The sequence below is a fragment of the Paraburkholderia sp. SOS3 genome (genome assembly GCF_001922345.1).
Lineage (GTDB): Bacteria > Pseudomonadota > Gammaproteobacteria > Burkholderiales > Burkholderiaceae > Paraburkholderia.
The window spans coordinates 4,376,411-4,394,357 of sequence record NZ_CP018811.1 but is presented as its reverse complement, the minus strand read 5'-3'; the positions used below and the strand labels follow the sequence as shown (position 1 = coordinate 4,394,357).

Below are 17,947 nucleotides of genomic sequence, written 5' to 3'. Positions count from 1 at the left end.
AGGATTAACCGGAACTAATGGTCACAGGCGGTGGCGCTCGCTCCCCGCCGCCCCTTCAGTTCCCGAAGGCTGTAGAAGAACCCGCTCCACCGCCCCGGCCGGATAATCCTCCGGCCACCCCCTTGCCAGCAGTTCCACTGCCTCCCGCATTGCCATTTGTCGCATCCCCATCTGTCGCTTCCCCGCCCCGGCGCACTCCGCCCACTCGTCGTCACTCGCGCCAATGCTCCCCACCCTCATTGCTTCCAAAACCAATTGCGCGCAAGCAACCCGGTCCATCGCTCGGCGTGGCCGCACGAAACTGGCGTCAGAAATCTGAAGGTCGCGAGCGGCCACGCTGATGTCAGTTTGAACGTCTGCCAGAAGGACGCCGAGGAGCTCGCTCCTCGCGGCGTCATGGAACTTGCGGTAGTCGCTGCCGTGCTTCAAACGCCACGCGCACCGCGCGCGACATCACAAGGCCTTTACGTGTTTGGCGAGTCTGGTTCCTGCCTGACGATAGCTGAAGCATCGACCAATGCGGCCGGTATAACGATGACCTGCTCTTCCGCAGATGCCGACTCCACCAAAGGTTGCGGCAACGCCTTCGACGGCTTCACACCCATGTCACGTAACATTTCGGCTTGGCGAATAACGTTACCCTTGCCGATTGCCAACTTGCTGTGCGCTGAGTCGTAGGCCTTTTGCGCTTGACCCAAGCGATTCCCGACCATCTGCAGGTCTTCAACAAAGCCACAAAGCTTGTCGTACAGTTCTGCGCCACGTCGCGCGATATCCTGTGCATTCCGACTTTGAGCCTCCTGTCGCCAAAGGTGTGCGACCGTGCGCACGACGAACAGCAGGGTTGACGGACTGACGAGCAGCACGTTGCGGCGCCATGCATCCATGAACAGTTCATTGTCATTCGTTACTGCCAGCATGAACGCCGGTTCGATGGGCACGAACGCTAGGACAAAATCGAGAGACTTGCCATACAGAGCCTGATATTGCTTATCCGAGAGCGATTTGATGTGGTTCCGAATCGAATCGACATGTTGTCGAAGTGCGACGAGTCTTTCCTCGTCGGTTTCAGCGGATGCGTATCTTTCGTAGGCGAGCAGCGACACCTTTGAGTCCACAACGAGCTTCCGCTCCTCGGGAAGGTTAATCACCACGTCTGGCTGCCCGCGGGAACCATCCTCGCGGACTTGGCTATCCTGTACATGGTATTCATCCCCCTTTCGCAGGCCCGAAGCCTCCAGCACCCGCTCGAGAATCAGTTCGCCCCAGTTGCCCTGTGTTTTGGTCGACCCTTTCAAAGCAAGTGTTAGGTTTTTTGCGTCCTGGCTGAGCGCCTGGTTCAGCTCCACCAACTGGCGCACCTGTGCGGAAAGAGCTGACCTGTCCTTCCCTTCCTGCACGTACACCTCTTCGACCTTCCCCTGGAATTCGGTCAGCCTAGTCTTCAGCGGCTCGAGCAATAATCCGAGACTGGCCTGATTTTGTTCGGCGAAGCGCTTCGACTTTTCCTCCAGAATATCCGTGGCGAGCGCTTTGAACTGGTCACTGAGCGTCTCCTTCGCTTGAAGGAGCAAATTCAGCTTCTCGTCGGCGTTCTGCCTCTCGCCCTCAGTACGCGTGCGTAGTTCCGTCAATTCATCGCTCAGGCGTGTAACCTCACCTTCAGCAGCAGCCCGTGCGTTTTTCACGTCAACCAAGTCGTCTCGGACTAGCGCTGCTGCCTGCCGCTCGGCCTCAAGTTCAGCCGACAGCTTGCTATTTTGGCGCCCACTCGATTCGCGCAACTCCGTCAGCTGACCATTGGCGCTGGAGAGTAATTCTTCGGTCTCGCTGATTCTGCGCTCAAGCTCGGGGATGCGCGACACCTGCTCCTCCAGCGCTGCCTTCCGTTCGTTCGCTTCCTGCAGAGACGTCGACGTCAGCCCAAGCTTGTGCGTCACCTCCTTTGATTCGCACTCAAGCTGGCTCACCTGCTCAGTGAGCGAAGCCACCAATTGCTGCTTTTGCGCCTCACTAGTGGAGACTTGCCTCAGTTGCTCAGCGCCGGTGCTCACCTGCTCACCAAGTTTCAGAATTTCCGCCTCGAGCGCAGGAACGCGGGAGGAGCGCTCTGCGAGCCTCGCCTGTTCGTCACGCACCCTGTCCAGCTCGTCGCGCGTATCTTTTGCCTGGCGCTCAAGCTGCTCTCGCGCCTCACGCGCGAGTCGCAAGTCCTCGGTGGTTGCTCGCAGCCGCTCCTCAAGCTGCGCGACCTGAACCTGTGAAGCGGATTGTGCCTGCGATACCGCCGCCTGCACCCGCATATCGTTCCGGCTGCGAGCGAGCATCCATGCAATCACTGCGCCAATGACCAAACCGACCACTAATATCGCTGAGCCAGCAAACAGGTCCATCAAACCCCCCGTCGACAACATTCAAGTTAAATGTGGAAGCCAATGTAGCGCGATGAAATCGGTTAGGAAAACCGCACGCGCGAAAATATCGATGAAAAAACATACAAGTTGCGGAATCAAGAGCATTAGTACCCAAAGCCGTGACATCAAGTAAGCGTAAAGTTTTGGTGCAGATTCTCGACCGCCGACTTACCGTAGAGGTCAGCACTCCGCACGCAGGGTTAAATCCGAAGGTCCATTCGTCGGGTGCCAACAATTGTGCGCTGTTTTAACTGGGGGCTACGGTTGCGCAAGTTACGATGCTGCTCGATTTAACCACGTCCAACGCCGGGCAGCATGACCTCAATAAGACGATTCCTACTATCGGTTACCAGCCTTAATTACCTGCAACATTGCCAGTCTCTGCAATCTGCTGAAGCGCGGTTTTTTGGTCCGCATACCATCTCACCAGACACTCGCGGTCGTGACACGTCTGCTCTCGATAGTTCCACTCCGCTCGCGTCCGCACCTTGAAAGCAATCTGGTCAGTGGCAGCCGCCTTTGCCTTCGCATAAATGGAAGCCAGTTCGACGTCATCTGCTGCGAGTTCAGGGTCGTTGCAGACGAGGTGCTCAGCATCGGACCGCGCTTTGCTGCAATCAAAGCTTGTTTGCTGCGTAGCGGGCGCTGAAACAGGGGCCGTCGAAACTGGTGCCGCCGACATAGGCGCGTTGTTGTTCGACTGAATCCAGTCCGCAAGCGGCGTTGACTCCAGAGGCAGGTCTTTCCAAGTGACGCTCTTCACGACAGCTTTTCCGGAGGAGTAATCAACTGTCTCCCTGAAGACAATGTCACCCCTGCCCGTAGTCGCGTTAATGACGAACGCGGCGTTATCCGAGTTGCAAAGGTGCGCCTTGCAGCCTTCGCCGACGATGTAACCGTCTTTCCTCTGAATTCCAGCCGCATCGTTGACCGCGAGGCGGTCTACGAACTTTTTCCAATCCGCGCGCGAAATGTGATTGAACGCCGCGCGGAAGCGCTTGTCCGTAGCGACGTCAGAGGGATACTTCCCAACGAGCCAACTGAAGTCGGGATGCTGCGAACCAGCTTGCTCCTGGGCGACCGTGTTGGCCGCAGAGGCGACGATGGCTTCAGTACCAGACGGCACCGCCGCCTCCTGATGGCCGTCCTGTGTCCGATGATAACCGGCCAACACCGCTATTACGACAGTCAGAACTACAAAGGCAATTGCTTTCTCCCGCATGAGGTCGTCGGCTTCTGCCAGAGCAGGACGGGGCGATATCTCCACCTCTAACAGCGAATCGAACCGCGCGTTGGCTGCTTCAAACGCCTCTATCGCGGCCGCCCTCTTCTTGCTGAACGACTTGAGGCTAAAAAGTCCATATCCGAAGCCAACGGCAAGGAAGACCAGTCCAATAGGGAAGCTGTTCAAGAAAATGAAAAACGAGCCCAAAAGACCGGCAAGGAATGGTGCAACGAAATTCGGCGACTTGGGCCACAAGACAACGGCATTTGCGAGGGAGACCGCTTCGCTCGCGAGCTGTCCACGCTCACCGAGGTTAGCTGAGCATTTCCGTTCAATTTCGTAGACAGCCAGCATTGCCTTTTCTTTCTCCGCCAGCGATATCGACCCGATGTCAACAGCAAGCTTGATGGACTTCGTGGTCGCATCAAACTCCCGGTTCAACGTCTCGAGAAATCCTTGATGCTCTTCGAGCGTTACTGCCTCAGAAAGCTCATCGCGCCGAACATACACTCCATGCGAGAGGAGGTACTGCAAAAGTGCATCGGTAGTACGCGACTGAACCTGGGCGACGAAGTCGCGTGCAGCCTGCTCTCTTTTCGAGAGTCGGTCAGTGGTCGTTGAATCGATACGACTGCTGCCCGCAACTACAGACCGAACCGGATTTGCCGTGCGCCTCGCTTTCATGCTGTGCGTGAAACGGATTCCCGTACCCGGAATGCTCGCAGTGACCCTTCCGCGAGTGTTGTACGTCAATCCTTTGCCGCCTATGGACGTGCTGATTCCACTCTTGCTCAGATTTACGCGAAGGCCCGGCGCGATTTTTATGCTTTTTCTGAAGCCCCATCCCATTTTTGTCCCCGTGTAGTCATCGATTGCTGCCGCGTGCCCGTGGAGCACAGCGGCCCCTGACGTTTTCGACCTCTCCGGTTCACTGGGCCGACGTCCCGCCCAATGCGCTTGACCAGGCTCGCTCCAGCCGCACCTTACTAACCGCGGTCAATTTGCGTAGGCCAATTTCTCGCGCCATTGCAGTGACACCAGACTCGTTGTCGTGACCCGCCTGTAGCATCTCAATTGCAAGAGCCTTAAGTTCGGTGAGTGAAATCTCGTCGACTGAGCGTGCCGTGCCATCAGCAGGGCGCCTGAAGCCTATGGCGTCACCGTCTGCCTTTAACCGAAAGAAAGTCCCGATATCTTCGGCATCACTCTTGTAGTGTTGAGTGGCCAAACGGTTGACCCGCTCTTGTATCCGTCCTCCCGTACGCACCCAACCATGAGCTCGTGCAATCCGTCGGGCGAGCACTTCGTCGCGCACTGGCCCCTCCACAGTGACCACGTGGTCAATCATGCGAAGCAGTTTCGGGTTGTATGTGACGTCGAAGAACGCATCGCTGTCGACTTCAAATCCAGCAACTACAAGGTCCACCTCGATAAACCGACCCTCAGCGGGCAAGTTGGCTGGTGCTACCGCGGCGTTGCTGGAATAGGTTGCGGATAAGTTTGAGCTAGCTCTCGATTCGTCCCCGGCCATATGGCCTGTGCCTTTATCCGTCTCGCCCTGCGCCTTGTCTCGCGAGCTTTGTGCGGCGTCAACGATTGCTTCCTGAGCCAGTTTCGCCGCCTCTTGTTCTGCTGCTAACGTCGCAGCTTGCGCTCTCCGTTCATTCAACAGGTTTTCCAGTTGAAGATGGACAGCTTCAGCCGTGCCCGGTGCGTCAATCCACCAGCCCGTTGACCATATGCGCAGTATGTCCCACCCTAAACCACGCAAAACCTGTTCTCGAAGTTTGTCCCGGTCACGTGCTGTCGCGGAGCGATGATACGTAGCACCGTCGCATTCGATGCCAACGAGGTATCGGCCCGGTGCGTCCGGGTCAACCACCCCAAGGTCGATACGGAACGCAGAGACGCCGACCTGCGAATGCAACGTCCACCCCTTTTCGGTGAGCGCGCGAGCCACTGCCTTTTCAAAGGGGCTCTCAAAATCACCGACGCTGCCAGCAACGGCTTCGCCCAACGCGCGAGCGCCACGGTCGGCGAATTCCAGGAAGTGCTTCAGGTCGCGCACGCCGAGGGCTTGCGTTCTCGATAGGTCCATCTGTTCCGGGCGGAAGCTGCAAAATACGCGGAGCTCTTGCCGAGCTCGTGTGATTGCGACGTTGAGACGTCGTTCACCACCCTGTTGGTTCATCGGACCGAAGTTCATTGGCATCGTGCCGTCGATGCCTGGACCATACGTGATGGAGAAGTACATGATGTCACGCTCGTCGCCCTGAACGCTCTCCAGGTTTTTGACGAAGACAGGTTCGAGTTGCGTATCGAGGAAGTGTGACTCTATTGACGGGTCCTGTCGGCGCTCCTCATCCAGCAAGTCCTCAATGAGCGATTGCTGCTCGGAGTTGAACGTCACGACCCCAATGGTCTGCCCGCTTTCCCTGAAACCGGGTGACTTTATCCGAGTAACGAGGTCAGCGATCAACGCCTTTGCTTCGGGCTTGTTGGTTCGGGAAGCGCCGCGCTCGTATTGACCACCTGACACGAGGTTAAAGCTCACCGCACGGTCGTTTGTAACGGGGCTCGGGAATGTCACGAGGTCGCCGTCGTAGTAGCGGTGGTTCGAGAACGCTATCAGGCTCTCATGCCGGCTACGATAGTGCCAGGACAGCTTCATGGTCGGGAGGTTGGCGCCGATGCATTCCTCCAGAATGCTCTCAAGCTCGACTTCGACATCTGTGTCGTCAAGGTCGGACCCCGCGCGGTCGAAAAAGCTTGTGGGCGGAAGCTGTTTCGGGTCGCCGACCATGACGACTTGCCTCGCTCGGGCCATCGCCCCGATGGCGTCCCATACCGGAATCTGCGAAGCCTCGTCGAAAATGACAACGTCAAAGTTCGCTGTCGCCGCCGGCAGATACTGTGCGATAGACAGGGGACTCATGAGCAGGCACGGCGTCAGACGCATTACCGCGGTTGAGGCTTGTGACATCAGCTCCCTGAGCGGTAGGTGACGCGTTTTCTTCTGCATCTCGTATCGGAGCAGACCCCATTCGGAACCGCGTGTCACGTGGTCCGGTGACGGATGTCCTGCGGATAACTGCGCGCGCACCCACGCCTGGGTGAGGTCAATGAAACGCTCGTCGAGTTCCCGGAAGTCCCGGATGCGTTTTTCATGTTCAGCAGAAACGAAAGTACGTAGTACCTCGTCAGTGTCGACAGCTGCATTTAACCACCAGCGGCAATAGTCAGTCTCGAAAGTATCTTTCACCCTGCCGAGCGCCACGCAGCCCTGCTCAAGGCCTGCAACAAGCGGTGCCAGGCCCAACGCGCACGCATGCGCACGGGTCTTGCGCCACGCACACCATGCATTCAACCGGTTGGACGTATCGAGCACATTTTTGGCGCGCCTGGCCACTTCTACTGGCAGGAGGGCTCCAAGGGTCGTAGTGTCCGACTCAGGTAATCCGCTGGCGACGGTAAAGCGTGCGACGGCGGCATCAAAGGTCTGCAGTGCGTCTGCATAGGCTCGGCCTGTGTCAGCAATCGTACCGGTCGGCTCAAGGAGCACATTGCTGTCTCCAAGCAGGAGGGCAATGGGGCTCTTCACTGCGGCAAGCGCCTCAGGAGTAGTTGCCATGGCCGCAAGCGCAGCCGAGAGCGCCTCGAAGAAGCGTACGGCCGGCTCGACGCCCTCTGTCTTGGTCTGCAAACCATTCCAGAGCCCATTGGTTTTCGAAGACAAGTCGTCGAACGACTTTAGACGACCATCAAGCGAAACCAGTTCACGCATTTTCTTGAGGTCTTCAGTTGCAGCAACGCCAGCTTGCCCCCGCTCAATGACGCCAAAGCCCTCGTCAATCCACGAGCGGTCCGACACTGCAGCCGCGAGCGCCATCTGAAAAACAACATATGCTTTCGCGACACCCAGGTCGGTCTCATAGCCACGCCAGACGTCGCCGGTTTCCGCACCAAGCGGAGAAAGTCGGTTTATGACCTGGTCAATCTGACGTAACTCTCGCATGCGCTGCAGGTCATTCCTTGCGGTGTCGCCGCACTGACCCCGGCCCACTGGGTCAAGACCTACGTCTTCCCATTCAGCTCTGACTCGCGCCTGCTCGAGTGCTGCCTGGAAACCTAGAGAGGCCCGTGCAACGTCCAACTCCGTGTTCACACCAGACCACGCACCGGAAGTCGGTAACGACAGGTCATCCAGGGACTTGATTTCAGCTAGCAGCGCGTCAATCGTGGCGAGACGCTCGATGTCAGCACCAATATCAGGCTCTCCACCGCCGGATGCTAGCGCCTTCAGTTTTTTTGCCAGGGCGCGCCGGCGTAGCACGGCCATCGGCCATGACGAATTCTGCAATTCACGCCAATCCTGTTGCAATTGCTGAGTCGTCGAAGTGGGAATTGCATCCTTATAAGGAAGGGTTAGCTGACCGAGCAATTCGTGGCGCTTTCCCAGCAGTTCAATACCCGTCGTGAGCCTGGAACGCAAACCTTCGTTCCACGGTTGGCCCAACTGGGATTGCAGCTCTTGGTAGCGTGCGAGCTGCGCGATGCCCAGCCGCAGGTCCTCCAGAAACTGGTTGCCCAGCGGAGCTGACAATGATGCACGCAATTCCCGATGCCGTTCGACCAGAGGCGTCGCGGCGCGCAAACCCTCTGCTATCGCCTTCGCATCAGGGCGCAGAGCAAAACGCCAGTCGTGGCCTGAAGCTGCGGGCAACGTCGCCGCCATCAGCCGCAAACCGTCTCGAGCACGTGATTCGAGTGAAAGTGCAGGCAAACCAATGGCGGCCTCCAGCGCTTGCGCTGCCGTCTCAATTCGACTGACCGTCGGTCCAACAGCTCGAGCGGTTTCCAGCAATTCGGATTGCCAGCGGGGCGACCACTCAGTCTGGGCGACATGCGCAAGAGGGCTTGACGTAAGCTGGCCTTCGCCTACCACCTTGGCGTGCACGTCAAGCAATTCCGCCGCCTCGCGTAATTGACGCACAGTGGCAGCATCGTGCACCTGCGCGGATGCCCACGATAGTTGAAGGACCGGCAAATCTTGCCCCACAACCACCTTGCCAATGGCCTCATACACACACAAGCCGTTGGGGTAACGGCGATGCAAACGCTCAACATAACCATTTAGCTGGGTGCGCAGCGCTTCAAGACGTGCCGCTTCCGCATGCCATTCGTCTGGTGCCATCACTGCTGCCGCGTCCCAGGAATGACGAAGCTGTTCCAGCACTTGCGTCTTTCGCGCCTTGCTCGAGTGCAGTTCGAGGCAGAAGTTGCCAAGACCGACATCTGCGAGGCGTCGATACACTACGTCGAGCGCGGCCATCTTTTCTGAAACAAAGAGGACACGCTTTCTTTCCGCAAGACACTGCGCGATGAGATTCGAAATGGTCTGGCTCTTGCCCGTTCCGGGCGGACCAATGAGGACGAAGTCCTTTCCCTTACTGCCCGCTACGACCGCCGAGAGTTGAGATGAGTCCGCAGGTAACGGGCAGAATGTATTCTTGACCTGAAGGTCAACGTCGAGCTTGCGAGCATTGGGAAACTCAATCGTGCTTTGATACGAGTCGCGGGGCGTCTCAATAAGGTGACGCACGACCGGATTCTGCTTGAGTTGCTCAGTGTGCTCGGTCAGGTCTTTCCACATCAAGTATTTCGCGAAGGAGAAAGTCGCGAGTACAACGTCCTCCGCGACCTCCCAGCCTTTGATGTCCTTGATGGCACTCGACACCGTCTTCCAGATGCCTGCTACGTCGAGCCCAGACTCGTCTTGGGGCAATTCTCCGTCGTTGACCCCGAGCTCAAGCTCAAAATCCTGACGGAGCATCTCGATGAGCGTCGGATTGAACCGGGGCTCATCATCGTGCAACTTCAGACTGAAGCCGGAACGCGCGCTGCGACGCTCAAGCGACACGGGTATCAGGATAAGGGGGGCGCGAAACTTCTTGTCATCCTTTGCTTCCCGTGTCCATGACAGAAAACCGAGCGCGAGATACAAGGTATTCGAGCCGCCCTCCTGCAAGGAGGCCCGGGAAGACCGATAAAGTTCGACCAACCGGGAATCCATCTCGTCATCCGACAAGCCAATGAAGACCTCCTTGCGCGTCAGGGCCTCCAGTGCATGCGCACGGCGAATATTTTCGTGCTCGCGACCTTCATGAATTGCTTGGTTGCGAGGGTCACGTCCATCCATGAGGTCAGGACGAGTCAGCAACTTGATGGCATGGCCTTCTGCAAGCAGGTCCTCGAGTTTTCCCGGGTCCGGCGCGTCGAGCTTTAATGATTTCTTCCCACCCTTGAAGCTAAGCAGATTGTTACGCAAAGACAGGTCTAGCAGCTTGCGCTGCCAACGGGTAAGACGGTCCTCCGGGCGCTCTTCTGCTTTTTCTACTTCGGAATCGTCCAGGTCCTCTGGTAAAACTGGAGCAGTTTCGAGAGTTGCTTCCATGTTGATGGACGCGGTTCCGACTTCGCCTCTCGCGATGACCTGCTCACTTGCAAGTGGCTTGATTCGTTGAAGGCGCGCACGCCGGATATCAATGGCCAGATGGAACGCTCGCTCCCTTTCTTCGGAAATCTGCTCCTCGCCGTTTGCGATAGCGAAACTGAACGCTGGAAAGGGACGCTGCGTCAACAAGGTCGACTCAAAAAGGACCAGTTCTTTGAGCTTTATCCGCTTACGCAATGCGGTTACGTCGTCTACCACGGAAGTCGAAAACTCCTCCGACTTCAGCCAGACCCCGGGGAAAGCATGTCCTTCCGTGAAGATTAGCAACGGATTGAGTCCAGCTTGCTCGAGAGCTGCACATGCGAACAGCGCAAGGTCAAGGCATGTCGCGAGCCCGGAATCTGCAATTTGGCTCGGGCTACGGACTTTCTGCCCCGTCTGTTCGAAGCTCGCCGGCGGCAGAGCGTAGTCGATGCCCATTGAACCGATTGCATTCCAGATTGCTGACGCCAACTCCCACGCTCGGCGCGCTCCCTCCTGATACCCGTTTATCGCGCCAGGCTTGCCCGCCTTGTGAAGGACCTCCGCCGCCTTCTTCAAGACACGTTCAATCGCGGGTTCATTTGGTTGGACAAACGCTGCAACCATGTCCGGAAGCGATGACAGGCCTCCCCACTGGTTGCGAGGAAGCAGTTCGACAGTCGCTTCAGAAGATGCAAGCTCGGTTGGAGCATCTAACCCGGTCGTCAGCTGGAACTTGACGCTTGCCTTTTCTGCTTCTGTCAGCCGGCCAAGGAGCGGGCCATCCAGCGATAGGTCGAGGTCATTGATGCGTGCAGCCTTGCCCGCGCCGATGTGGTCGATGTGCCATGTCCTCGTTTTGAAGAACGACGGCTCCGAGGACACATTTAGCCGCAAAGACTTGACGTCGCTATCCGTTTCGTTTGCAACGGAGAGCTCCCGGAGCACCGGGATTGCGTTCTGAAAATCCGCGAGGTTAACTTTGCTTGTGAGCGTGGCTTGAATTTCCACGGCATGACGCTCTTCTGGCGTACTCGCTGGCTCCGATATGGTCTGGTCCATCTGTTTTTCCTATATTCGCTCTGTAAGCGATTTCCCGTTCTAGCCGTGGTGTGCTTTCGACGCTTACTTATCTCGAACCGTCGCTGGTTCGAGCGGACATTGCTGAAGCCGGACACTCCGGAGTATGGCAAAGCAGGAAAGTTAGTTCACAATGAAGGACGCGTAAGACTGGGTTGCCATACAACGACTACCATCCTTGTCGCAGTGGCATTCTCTGGTCAGTGCGCCAAGCGACCGCGCGAGAGCCGTCACATCGTCTTTCGTCCGAAAGGCGCACTGCTCTCGACGCGCACAGCACGATGCAACTCGCATCAACTAGTTGTTGTCGCGATGAACGAGTCGATATGCGGATTAGGTCTCTCGCCAGCGCTTTATTTCTGTCACCCACGGTGCATCTGCCAACTGCGCTGAAGTATGCCTGAATCCTATGCCTTCATATGCACCGTTTCAAGAGATGAAGATGAACCTCTAATATCGAAGGTATTCCTTGACGCCACTAATGTTCAGTGGCAAACCGGTGAAGTTGCGTGGAGTGAAAGCCGGCACCATTATCAAACGTTTGCTTTCGACCGACGAGAATCTGCAAAAGCAGTTCGAACGTGGAGTGCCCGTCGCTCTAGGTGTTCCCGCTCTAGATGATTTCCGTAGAGTTCGTAGACGGGAATGATGCAACGTGCATTGGTTTTACCGACGCGGTGCTTGTCAAGCTGATGGCGGCACTTGGCACGTTCATAGGTGTGTGTACAGCCCCGATTCTCAAACCCTAAAGAATGAATGACCTTGAGTCGTTATCTCCGTGGTCGATTTCCAATCACCACAAGGGTTAGCATGACCATCACTTTCCGTCTGGCGACCGTGGCAGGAACCCTGGCGCTCGCGGCGTGTACTACCGCCGACTTGCAGAGTTTCAACAATGGTCTGGCGCAGATGAATCGGGCGTTGGCGCCAAATGCAAATGGAACGCCAGCCTTCCTCGGACCGAGTCTATCAACCGAACAACAGCAGCAGTTGCGCAGTGCGGTGTCTGCGTCGCTAGGCGCACGGGACGCGGCCTTTAGGAATCAGGTGAATTCAGCGCAGCCTGTTCTGGTTGCGGTGATGTCCAAGGCATCGTGTTATCACGAATGGAATGACTCCCGCGTATTGAGTATGTATACGTCAGCGCAGCTCGGCAACGGATGGATTCCGTCTCCTTGGACGAACATGAAGTACGCCCCTAAAAACCGTTGTTTGACGGTCCTTCGCACTGACTCGTGGACGCAAAAGTCGCTGAACTCGTTCCGATTTCGAGCCGTCTATTACAGTCCCGAAAGTGGAGAAAGTCAGGCCCTCACCTATGAGTTTATCAATCAAGATGGGGCGTGGCTGCTTAACGCAGTGCTTTAGCATTTAACGCGTTGGATGTTATAGGGCAACGCTTCTCTTTTCGGCCGCGCTGAAATAATTCACGGACGCGCGCGCCGCAATACATTGGAAACATTCTGTGGGGTCCATGAAAAGTAGTTGCGAGCAACCGGTCCAGCATCCGCGGTCGCTTTATGCTGCCGTACCGCCTCACTTGCTTGCGAAAGTCGGTCTAGACTTTTGGAAGCCGCACACACCTGCGAGTCCAACGCCTGTCGTGGGTGAAATCGCGCAATCGCGCGGCTTGCTACGGAAGGCTGGCTGAGATAGCAAAATAGGCCGTCGGCCGTTCGCTTAAGCGGATCTACTGAATATTGCCAGGAATGGAAACGCACTCCCTCATCCGTTGCGCAACTCCCGCCGAATCAGCTTCCCGGTCGAAGTCATCGGAAGCGACTCCCTATATTCAATAACCCGCGGATACTCATGCGCCGCGAGACGCGTGCGCACGTGGTCCTGCAGTTCCCTCGTCAGCGCATCATTAGCCGAGAACCCGTCCGCCAGCACGACATACGCTTTCACGATCTCCGTGCGTTCCGCATCCGGCACCCCGACCACAGCCACCAATCGCACGGCCGGGTGCCCAAGCAAACAGTCCTCGATAGGCCCGGGCCCGATACGGTAGCCCGCGCTCGTAATGACGTCGTCGTTGCGGCCGACGTAGTCGATGAATCCATCCGCGTCCATGCGGCCCAGATCCCCCGTCAGCAGGAAGTCTCCCGCGAACTTACCGGCGGTGGCCGACGGGTTGTTCCAATAGCCGAGAAACATGACCGGATCGGGCGACCGGATCGCGATATTGCCGATCTGATCAACCGGAACCACGTCGCCGTGGTCGTCCACGATCTGCACGTCGTGGCCCGGCGCGGCGCGTCCGATCGCTCCGGGACGAGGCTCGAACCAGTTGCCGCAGGACGACACAACCATGTTGCATTCGGTCTGGCCGTAAAACTCGTTGATGGTCGCGTTGAGCGCCGTCTTCCCCCAGTTGAGCAGCTCGGCGCCCAACGATTCCCCGCCGCTCGCGATGGACCGAAGCCGCAGGTCCCATCGCTCGCGCGGCGATTTCTCCACGCGCAGCATCTTGAGCGCCGTCGGCGGCAAAAACACATGCGTGACCCGGTGACGGCTCATCAGGTCGAATGCCGCCGCGGCATTGAACTTCTCGAACCGGTGTGACACGACGGTGGCCCCGTGATGAAGCGCCGGCAGCAGCAAATCCAGCAGACCGCCAATCCACGCCCAATCGGCAGGGGTCCAGAAGATGTCGCCCCGGCTCACCGTGCCGCCGTGTGACATCTCCACGCCGGGAAGATGGCCCAGCAACACGCGATGCGCATGTAACGCGCCCTTCGGCTTGCCCGTGGTGCCCGACGTATAGATGATGGTGGCCGGGTCTTCCGCGAGTGTCGCGACCGGTTCATAGGCGTGCGGCTCGGCATCGAGCGCCGAGTCGAAATCCTCGATTTCGATAATCGAGTCTTCAACTGGCTCGGTAACGAGTATCGACCGCAAATCGGGTAGCCGGTCCCGGATAGCCGCGATCTTTTTCACGCCGGCTGCATCCGTGACAAGCACGCTTGCGCCGCTGTCTTTCAGTCGATATTCGAGCGCCTCCTCGCCAAACAGCGAGAACAGCGGGACCGAAATGGCGCCGACCTTGAAAGCCGCAATGTGCGCGATGGCAGTTTGTGGAGACTGCGCAAGAAGGATCGCGACGCGGCTTCCTCTCGCCACACCACGCGCTTTCAGGCAGTTCGCCGCCTGATTACTGCACCGGCGCAGTTCCCCGAAAGTCACGTGTACGACGCTTGCGTCTCTGTGTTCGTGAACGAGGGCAATTCGCTCCGGTTCCACGTCGGCCCACTTGTCGCAGACGTCGACGCCTATGTTGTAACGCTCCGGGATCTCCCAACGGAAACGACGAATCTCGTCTTCGTAGCTGGGGCTTCCGCGCAACATATTCACACTCCTAGATACTGTCGTTGCAAGTCGGCGTCGTTCATGATTCGTTCAGGCTCGCATTCGAATACGATACGCCCTTTGTCGACGAGTCGACAATGCGCGCCCATCCGTGAGACGAATTCGAGATTCTGCTCGACGACGATGACGGCAATGCCGTCCCGCCGGTTGATGTCGCGCACCGTCTCGGCTATCTGGTCGACGATCGACGGTTGTATGCCTTCGGAGGGCTCGTCGAGCAGCAGCAGCGAAGGGCGCGTGATCAGCGCCCGCGCGAGAGCGAGGATCTGTTGTTGTCCGCCGCTGAGCGAGTCGCCGCGCGCATCGGCTTTCTCGCGAAGCATGGGAAACCAGGCGAACAGGCCGTCGATGGCCTCGCGCCAGTCCGGCCGCTTCGTGCCAAAGGCCGCGGCCTTCAGGTTGTCGATAACGGACAGCGAAGGAAAGATGTCGCGGCCCTGCGGCACGTAGGCGATGCCTTTACGCGCGCGCCGATGCATCTCCATGCCTTTCAGCGAACTGCCGTCGAACGATATGTCGCCCTGCTGCACCGCAATCGCGCCCGCTATCGCGCGCAGCAGGGTAGTCTTGCCGACGCCGTTGCGGCCGAGAATGGAAACCATCTGTCCCGGTTCGAGCTTGAGGTCCAAGCCGTGCAGGACCGAAGTTTTCCCATAGCCGGCGTGGAGGTTCGATATTTCAAGCAGCATGCTCTTGTCCATGTCGACCCAGGTATATGTCCAGGATTCGTTCGTCACGGCGCAATTCATCGAGCGACCCCGAAGCAAAGACCTGCCCCTGATGAAACACCGTCACGGGAACATCGAGCGCGCGCACGAATTCCATGTCGTGCTCGACCACGATGACCGAGACCGAACGCCCCAGCAGTCGCACCATCGCGGCCATGCGTGAAGTCTCTTCTCTCGTCATGCCCGCTGTCGGTTCATCGAGCAGGACAACCGACGGTTCCGTCGCGACGACCATGGCGATTTCCAGCCATTGCTTCTGACCATGCGACAGCAATCCGGCGCTGTCGTCAGCACGTTCGTTCAATCCCAGCCAGTCGATCAGCTCCTGAGTCCGGCGGTCCGCGGACCTCGCATGCCTCAGACGTCCGAACGCTGCCAGCCAGAGGTTTTCGCGTACGGACAGGTCGTTGAAAATGCTGGCCACCTGAAGCTTGATGCCGAGCCCGCTGCGCACTCTGTCGTGCGACTTCATGTGAGTGATGGGGCGGCCTTCGAGCTCGATTGCGCCGCGACTGGGCGGAAAACGACCGACAAGCAGATTGAAGAAGGTGCTTTTGCCGGCGCCGTTTGGCCCGATCAGGCAATGAACGCCGCGCTGCCCGAACTCGATGGTCGCTTCCTGTACCGCTTTTACGCCACCGAAGCGCTTCTCGAGTCCGTTCGCGATAAGCGCGGCGCCGCGCGATTCGCTCAGAAACGGCAATTCGCCGAGTCGCGGCTCGCGCGATTCGGCTTGCGCGGCGAGGCTCGTTCGAGCAAGCTTTTTTTCATGTCTCGACGCGAAGCCATTCGCGAGGGTGGGAACGACACCCATCGGCAGAAACAGAACCACTGCGATCAGCACGGCGCCGAGCACGATCGGCGTCGCGTCACCGGCGCCGCCGCCCAGTGCGAACGATGCCGACTGCACCAGCAGCGCGCCGACGAACGCTCCCGCAAACGAAACGCGGCCGCCGACGAGCACCCAGATCACGACCTGAGCCGCAAGCGATAGTCCGAACACGCCCGGGCTGATGAACATGGCCCATGACGCGTACAGCGCGCCGGCAACGCCGGCGATTGCTCCGCCCGCGGTGAACACGATCAGCTTTCGCAGACGAACGTCGTAGGCGAGCAGCTGGGTGCGCAACTCGTTCTGGCGCAACGCGGTAAGAACCCGGCCAAAGGGGCGCCTCAGAAGCACGTAAAGCAGCGCGACGATCAATGCGCACACCACGACAACGAGCGCATACGACTGCACCACCGTCAGCGCCGTTCCGCCATCGCCGAACGGCAGTGTGAGCGGAGGGACGGCCGAGATGCCGTTGTAGCCTCCGAGTTGCGCTGCGCCGATGTGGTACTTGGGGTCGGCCGTGCTCGACAGCACGGTGAAGAAAACGAGCGTCATCGCCAACGTGATGATGCCGACGTAGACGTCGCCGACGTTCCCATAGAAGATGAAGTACCCGACGATAGCCGCCACGGCTGCCGCGGCCACGATGGCGAGCGCCACCGCGGAGAAAGTCTCGTTCGTGACGGGCAGGAAGTTGATGGCAGCAAGGCTGTAGGCGTACGCGCCGATGCCGAAGAACGCGCCTTGCCCGAAGCTGAATATTCCGCCATGGCCCCAAACGAGTGTCAGGCTGACCGCGAGCAGGCCATAGAGCACCCAGCTTGTCGCCTGCATGACCGCGAACTCGGGCATGACAACGCCGAGAACGAGGCAAATCACCGCGACCGCGGCACACGCGACGAGCCGTAGCCTCAAATTGCCGTTCGATAGTTTCATGGGTCGGCGTCCGCTCAAAGCTTGCGTCGCAAGCGACCGGAAATGCCGGTTGGCATCACCCGTACCAGGCAAATGGCGAGGATGAGCAAAGCCGCTTGCCCGAAGAACGGAGTCGAGAGATACGAAATGACGTTCTCGATGCCGCCCAGCAGGACCGACGCTGCCGCCGCGCCCGTGAGAACTCCGGAACCCCCCACGACCACGGTCATGAACGCGCGCGCGATGTAGGCTTCGCCCATGGTCGGCATCACGCCGACCATGGGCGCCAGCAGCGCGCCGGCGGCACCGGCGAGGCCCGCGCCGAACATGAAGGTCAATGCGTTGATACGCCGCGGGTCGATGCCGATGGCCGAAGCCATCTGTGGCCGCTGAACCGCTGCTCGCGCCATCACGCCATACTTCGTTCGCGTGAAGACCGCATAGACGATCGCAAGCAGCGCGAGCGCCGCAACAACAAGCACGATCGAATAAACGGAGACCGAGTATCCGCCTACCCGGAGGCTGCCGCCGGGAGTCGGAATGCCTTGCGTCGTCGGCCCGAATACGTAAACCGCGACCTGGGACATGATCAGGCTCAGCCCCCACGTCGCAAGCATGCTGTCCGCGAGGCGCCCGTACAGGTGGCGGATCAGCACGCGTTCCACGACCCATCCGTACGCGGCGACGACCGCAGTCGCGAGGATCATCGCGAGCGGCAGCGGGAGACCGCTCCTGACACCTGCCAGCGTCGCAAAAGCGCCGAACATCAGGAACTCGCCGTGGGCCAGATTGATGATGCCCATCATCCCGAACAGAACGGATAGACCGAGCGAGACCAGCACGAGAATCGCGATGCTGAGTCCGACGGACACAGCCATATTGACTATCCAGCCCAAGGTTGAGGCTTCC

8 protein-coding genes are annotated in these 17,947 nt (G+C 58.5%); 1 reads left to right on the top strand and 7 read right to left on the bottom strand.

Annotation, left to right across the window (positions count from 1 at the left end; translation table 11 throughout):
• Positions 1-464 precede the first annotated feature (464 nt).
• The 3 genes from rmuC to BTO02_RS19595 all read right to left on the bottom strand — a co-directional run bounded on the left by rmuC (position 465) and on the right by BTO02_RS19595 (position 11,176).
• Positions 465-2,393: a DNA recombination protein RmuC gene (gene rmuC / locus BTO02_RS19605; protein WP_075159022.1), complete on the bottom strand. Its 1,929-nt coding sequence runs from the start codon at positions 2,391-2,393 to the stop codon at positions 465-467.
• A 376-nt stretch (positions 2,394-2,769) separates the two neighbouring features.
• Positions 2,770-4,488 carry a DUF4236 domain-containing protein gene (locus BTO02_RS19600; RefSeq protein ID WP_075158420.1) on the bottom strand — a complete coding sequence of 573 codons (1,719 nt, stop codon included), beginning with the start codon at positions 4,486-4,488 and terminating at the stop codon, positions 2,770-2,772.
• 79 nt (positions 4,489-4,567) lie between these two features.
• Positions 4,568-11,176, bottom strand: a complete 6,609-nt coding sequence (locus BTO02_RS19595; RefSeq protein ID WP_075158419.1) for a DUF3320 domain-containing protein — start codon at positions 11,174-11,176, stop codon at positions 4,568-4,570.
• Positions 11,177-12,004: 828 nt separating this feature from the next.
• On the opposite strand from BTO02_RS19595, the gene BTO02_RS19590 reads away from it, so the two are divergent.
• Positions 12,005-12,562: a hypothetical protein gene (locus BTO02_RS19590; protein ID WP_075158418.1), complete on the top strand. Its 558-nt coding sequence runs from the start codon at positions 12,005-12,007 to the stop codon at positions 12,560-12,562.
• A 357-nt stretch (positions 12,563-12,919) separates the two neighbouring features.
• On the opposite strand, the gene BTO02_RS19585 is transcribed toward BTO02_RS19590, so the two are convergent.
• From BTO02_RS19585 to BTO02_RS19570, 4 genes are read right to left on the bottom strand one after another with little or no spacing between them, the layout of a single operon-like run.
• Positions 12,920-14,542, bottom strand: a complete 1,623-nt coding sequence (locus BTO02_RS19585; protein WP_075158417.1) for an acyl-CoA synthetase — start codon at positions 14,540-14,542, stop codon at positions 12,920-12,922.
• A gap of 2 nt (positions 14,543-14,544) precedes the next feature.
• Positions 14,545-15,252 (bottom strand): ABC transporter ATP-binding protein, encoded by a 708-nt coding sequence (locus BTO02_RS19580; RefSeq protein ID WP_083615269.1) that lies wholly within the window; start codon positions 15,250-15,252, stop codon positions 14,545-14,547.
• Positions 15,242-17,059, bottom strand: coding sequence for an ABC transporter permease subunit (locus BTO02_RS19575; protein ID WP_075158416.1), 1,818 nt, complete (start codon positions 17,057-17,059; stop codon positions 15,242-15,244). The genes BTO02_RS19580 and BTO02_RS19575 overlap by 11 nt, the downstream gene beginning before the upstream one ends.
• Positions 17,060-17,073: 14 nt before the next feature.
• Entirely contained in the window at positions 17,074-17,916 is an 843-nt protein-coding gene (locus BTO02_RS19570; RefSeq protein WP_198039163.1) for an ABC transporter permease subunit, read from the bottom strand.
• Positions 17,917-17,947 lie beyond the last annotated feature (31 nt).

Coding starts and splice junctions, on each gene's coding strand:
- rmuC (WP_075159022.1), bottom strand. CDS start 2,393: ATGGACCTGTTTGCTGGCTCAGCGATATTAGTGGTCGGTTTGGTCATT.
- BTO02_RS19600 (WP_075158420.1), bottom strand. CDS start 4,488: ATGGGATGGGGCTTCAGAAAAAGCATAAAAATCGCGCCGGGCCTTCGC.
- BTO02_RS19595 (WP_075158419.1), bottom strand. CDS start 11,176: ATGGACCAGACCATATCGGAGCCAGCGAGTACGCCAGAAGAGCGTCAT.
- BTO02_RS19590 (WP_075158418.1), top strand. CDS start 12,005: ATGACCATCACTTTCCGTCTGGCGACCGTGGCAGGAACCCTGGCGCTC.
- BTO02_RS19585 (WP_075158417.1), bottom strand. CDS start 14,542: ATGTTGCGCGGAAGCCCCAGCTACGAAGACGAGATTCGTCGTTTCCGT.
- BTO02_RS19580 (WP_083615269.1), bottom strand. CDS start 15,252: ATGCTGCTTGAAATATCGAACCTCCACGCCGGCTATGGGAAAACTTCG.
- BTO02_RS19575 (WP_075158416.1), bottom strand. CDS start 17,059: ATGAAACTATCGAACGGCAATTTGAGGCTACGGCTCGTCGCGTGTGCC.
- BTO02_RS19570 (WP_198039163.1), bottom strand. CDS start 17,916: ATGGCTGTGTCCGTCGGACTCAGCATCGCGATTCTCGTGCTGGTCTCG.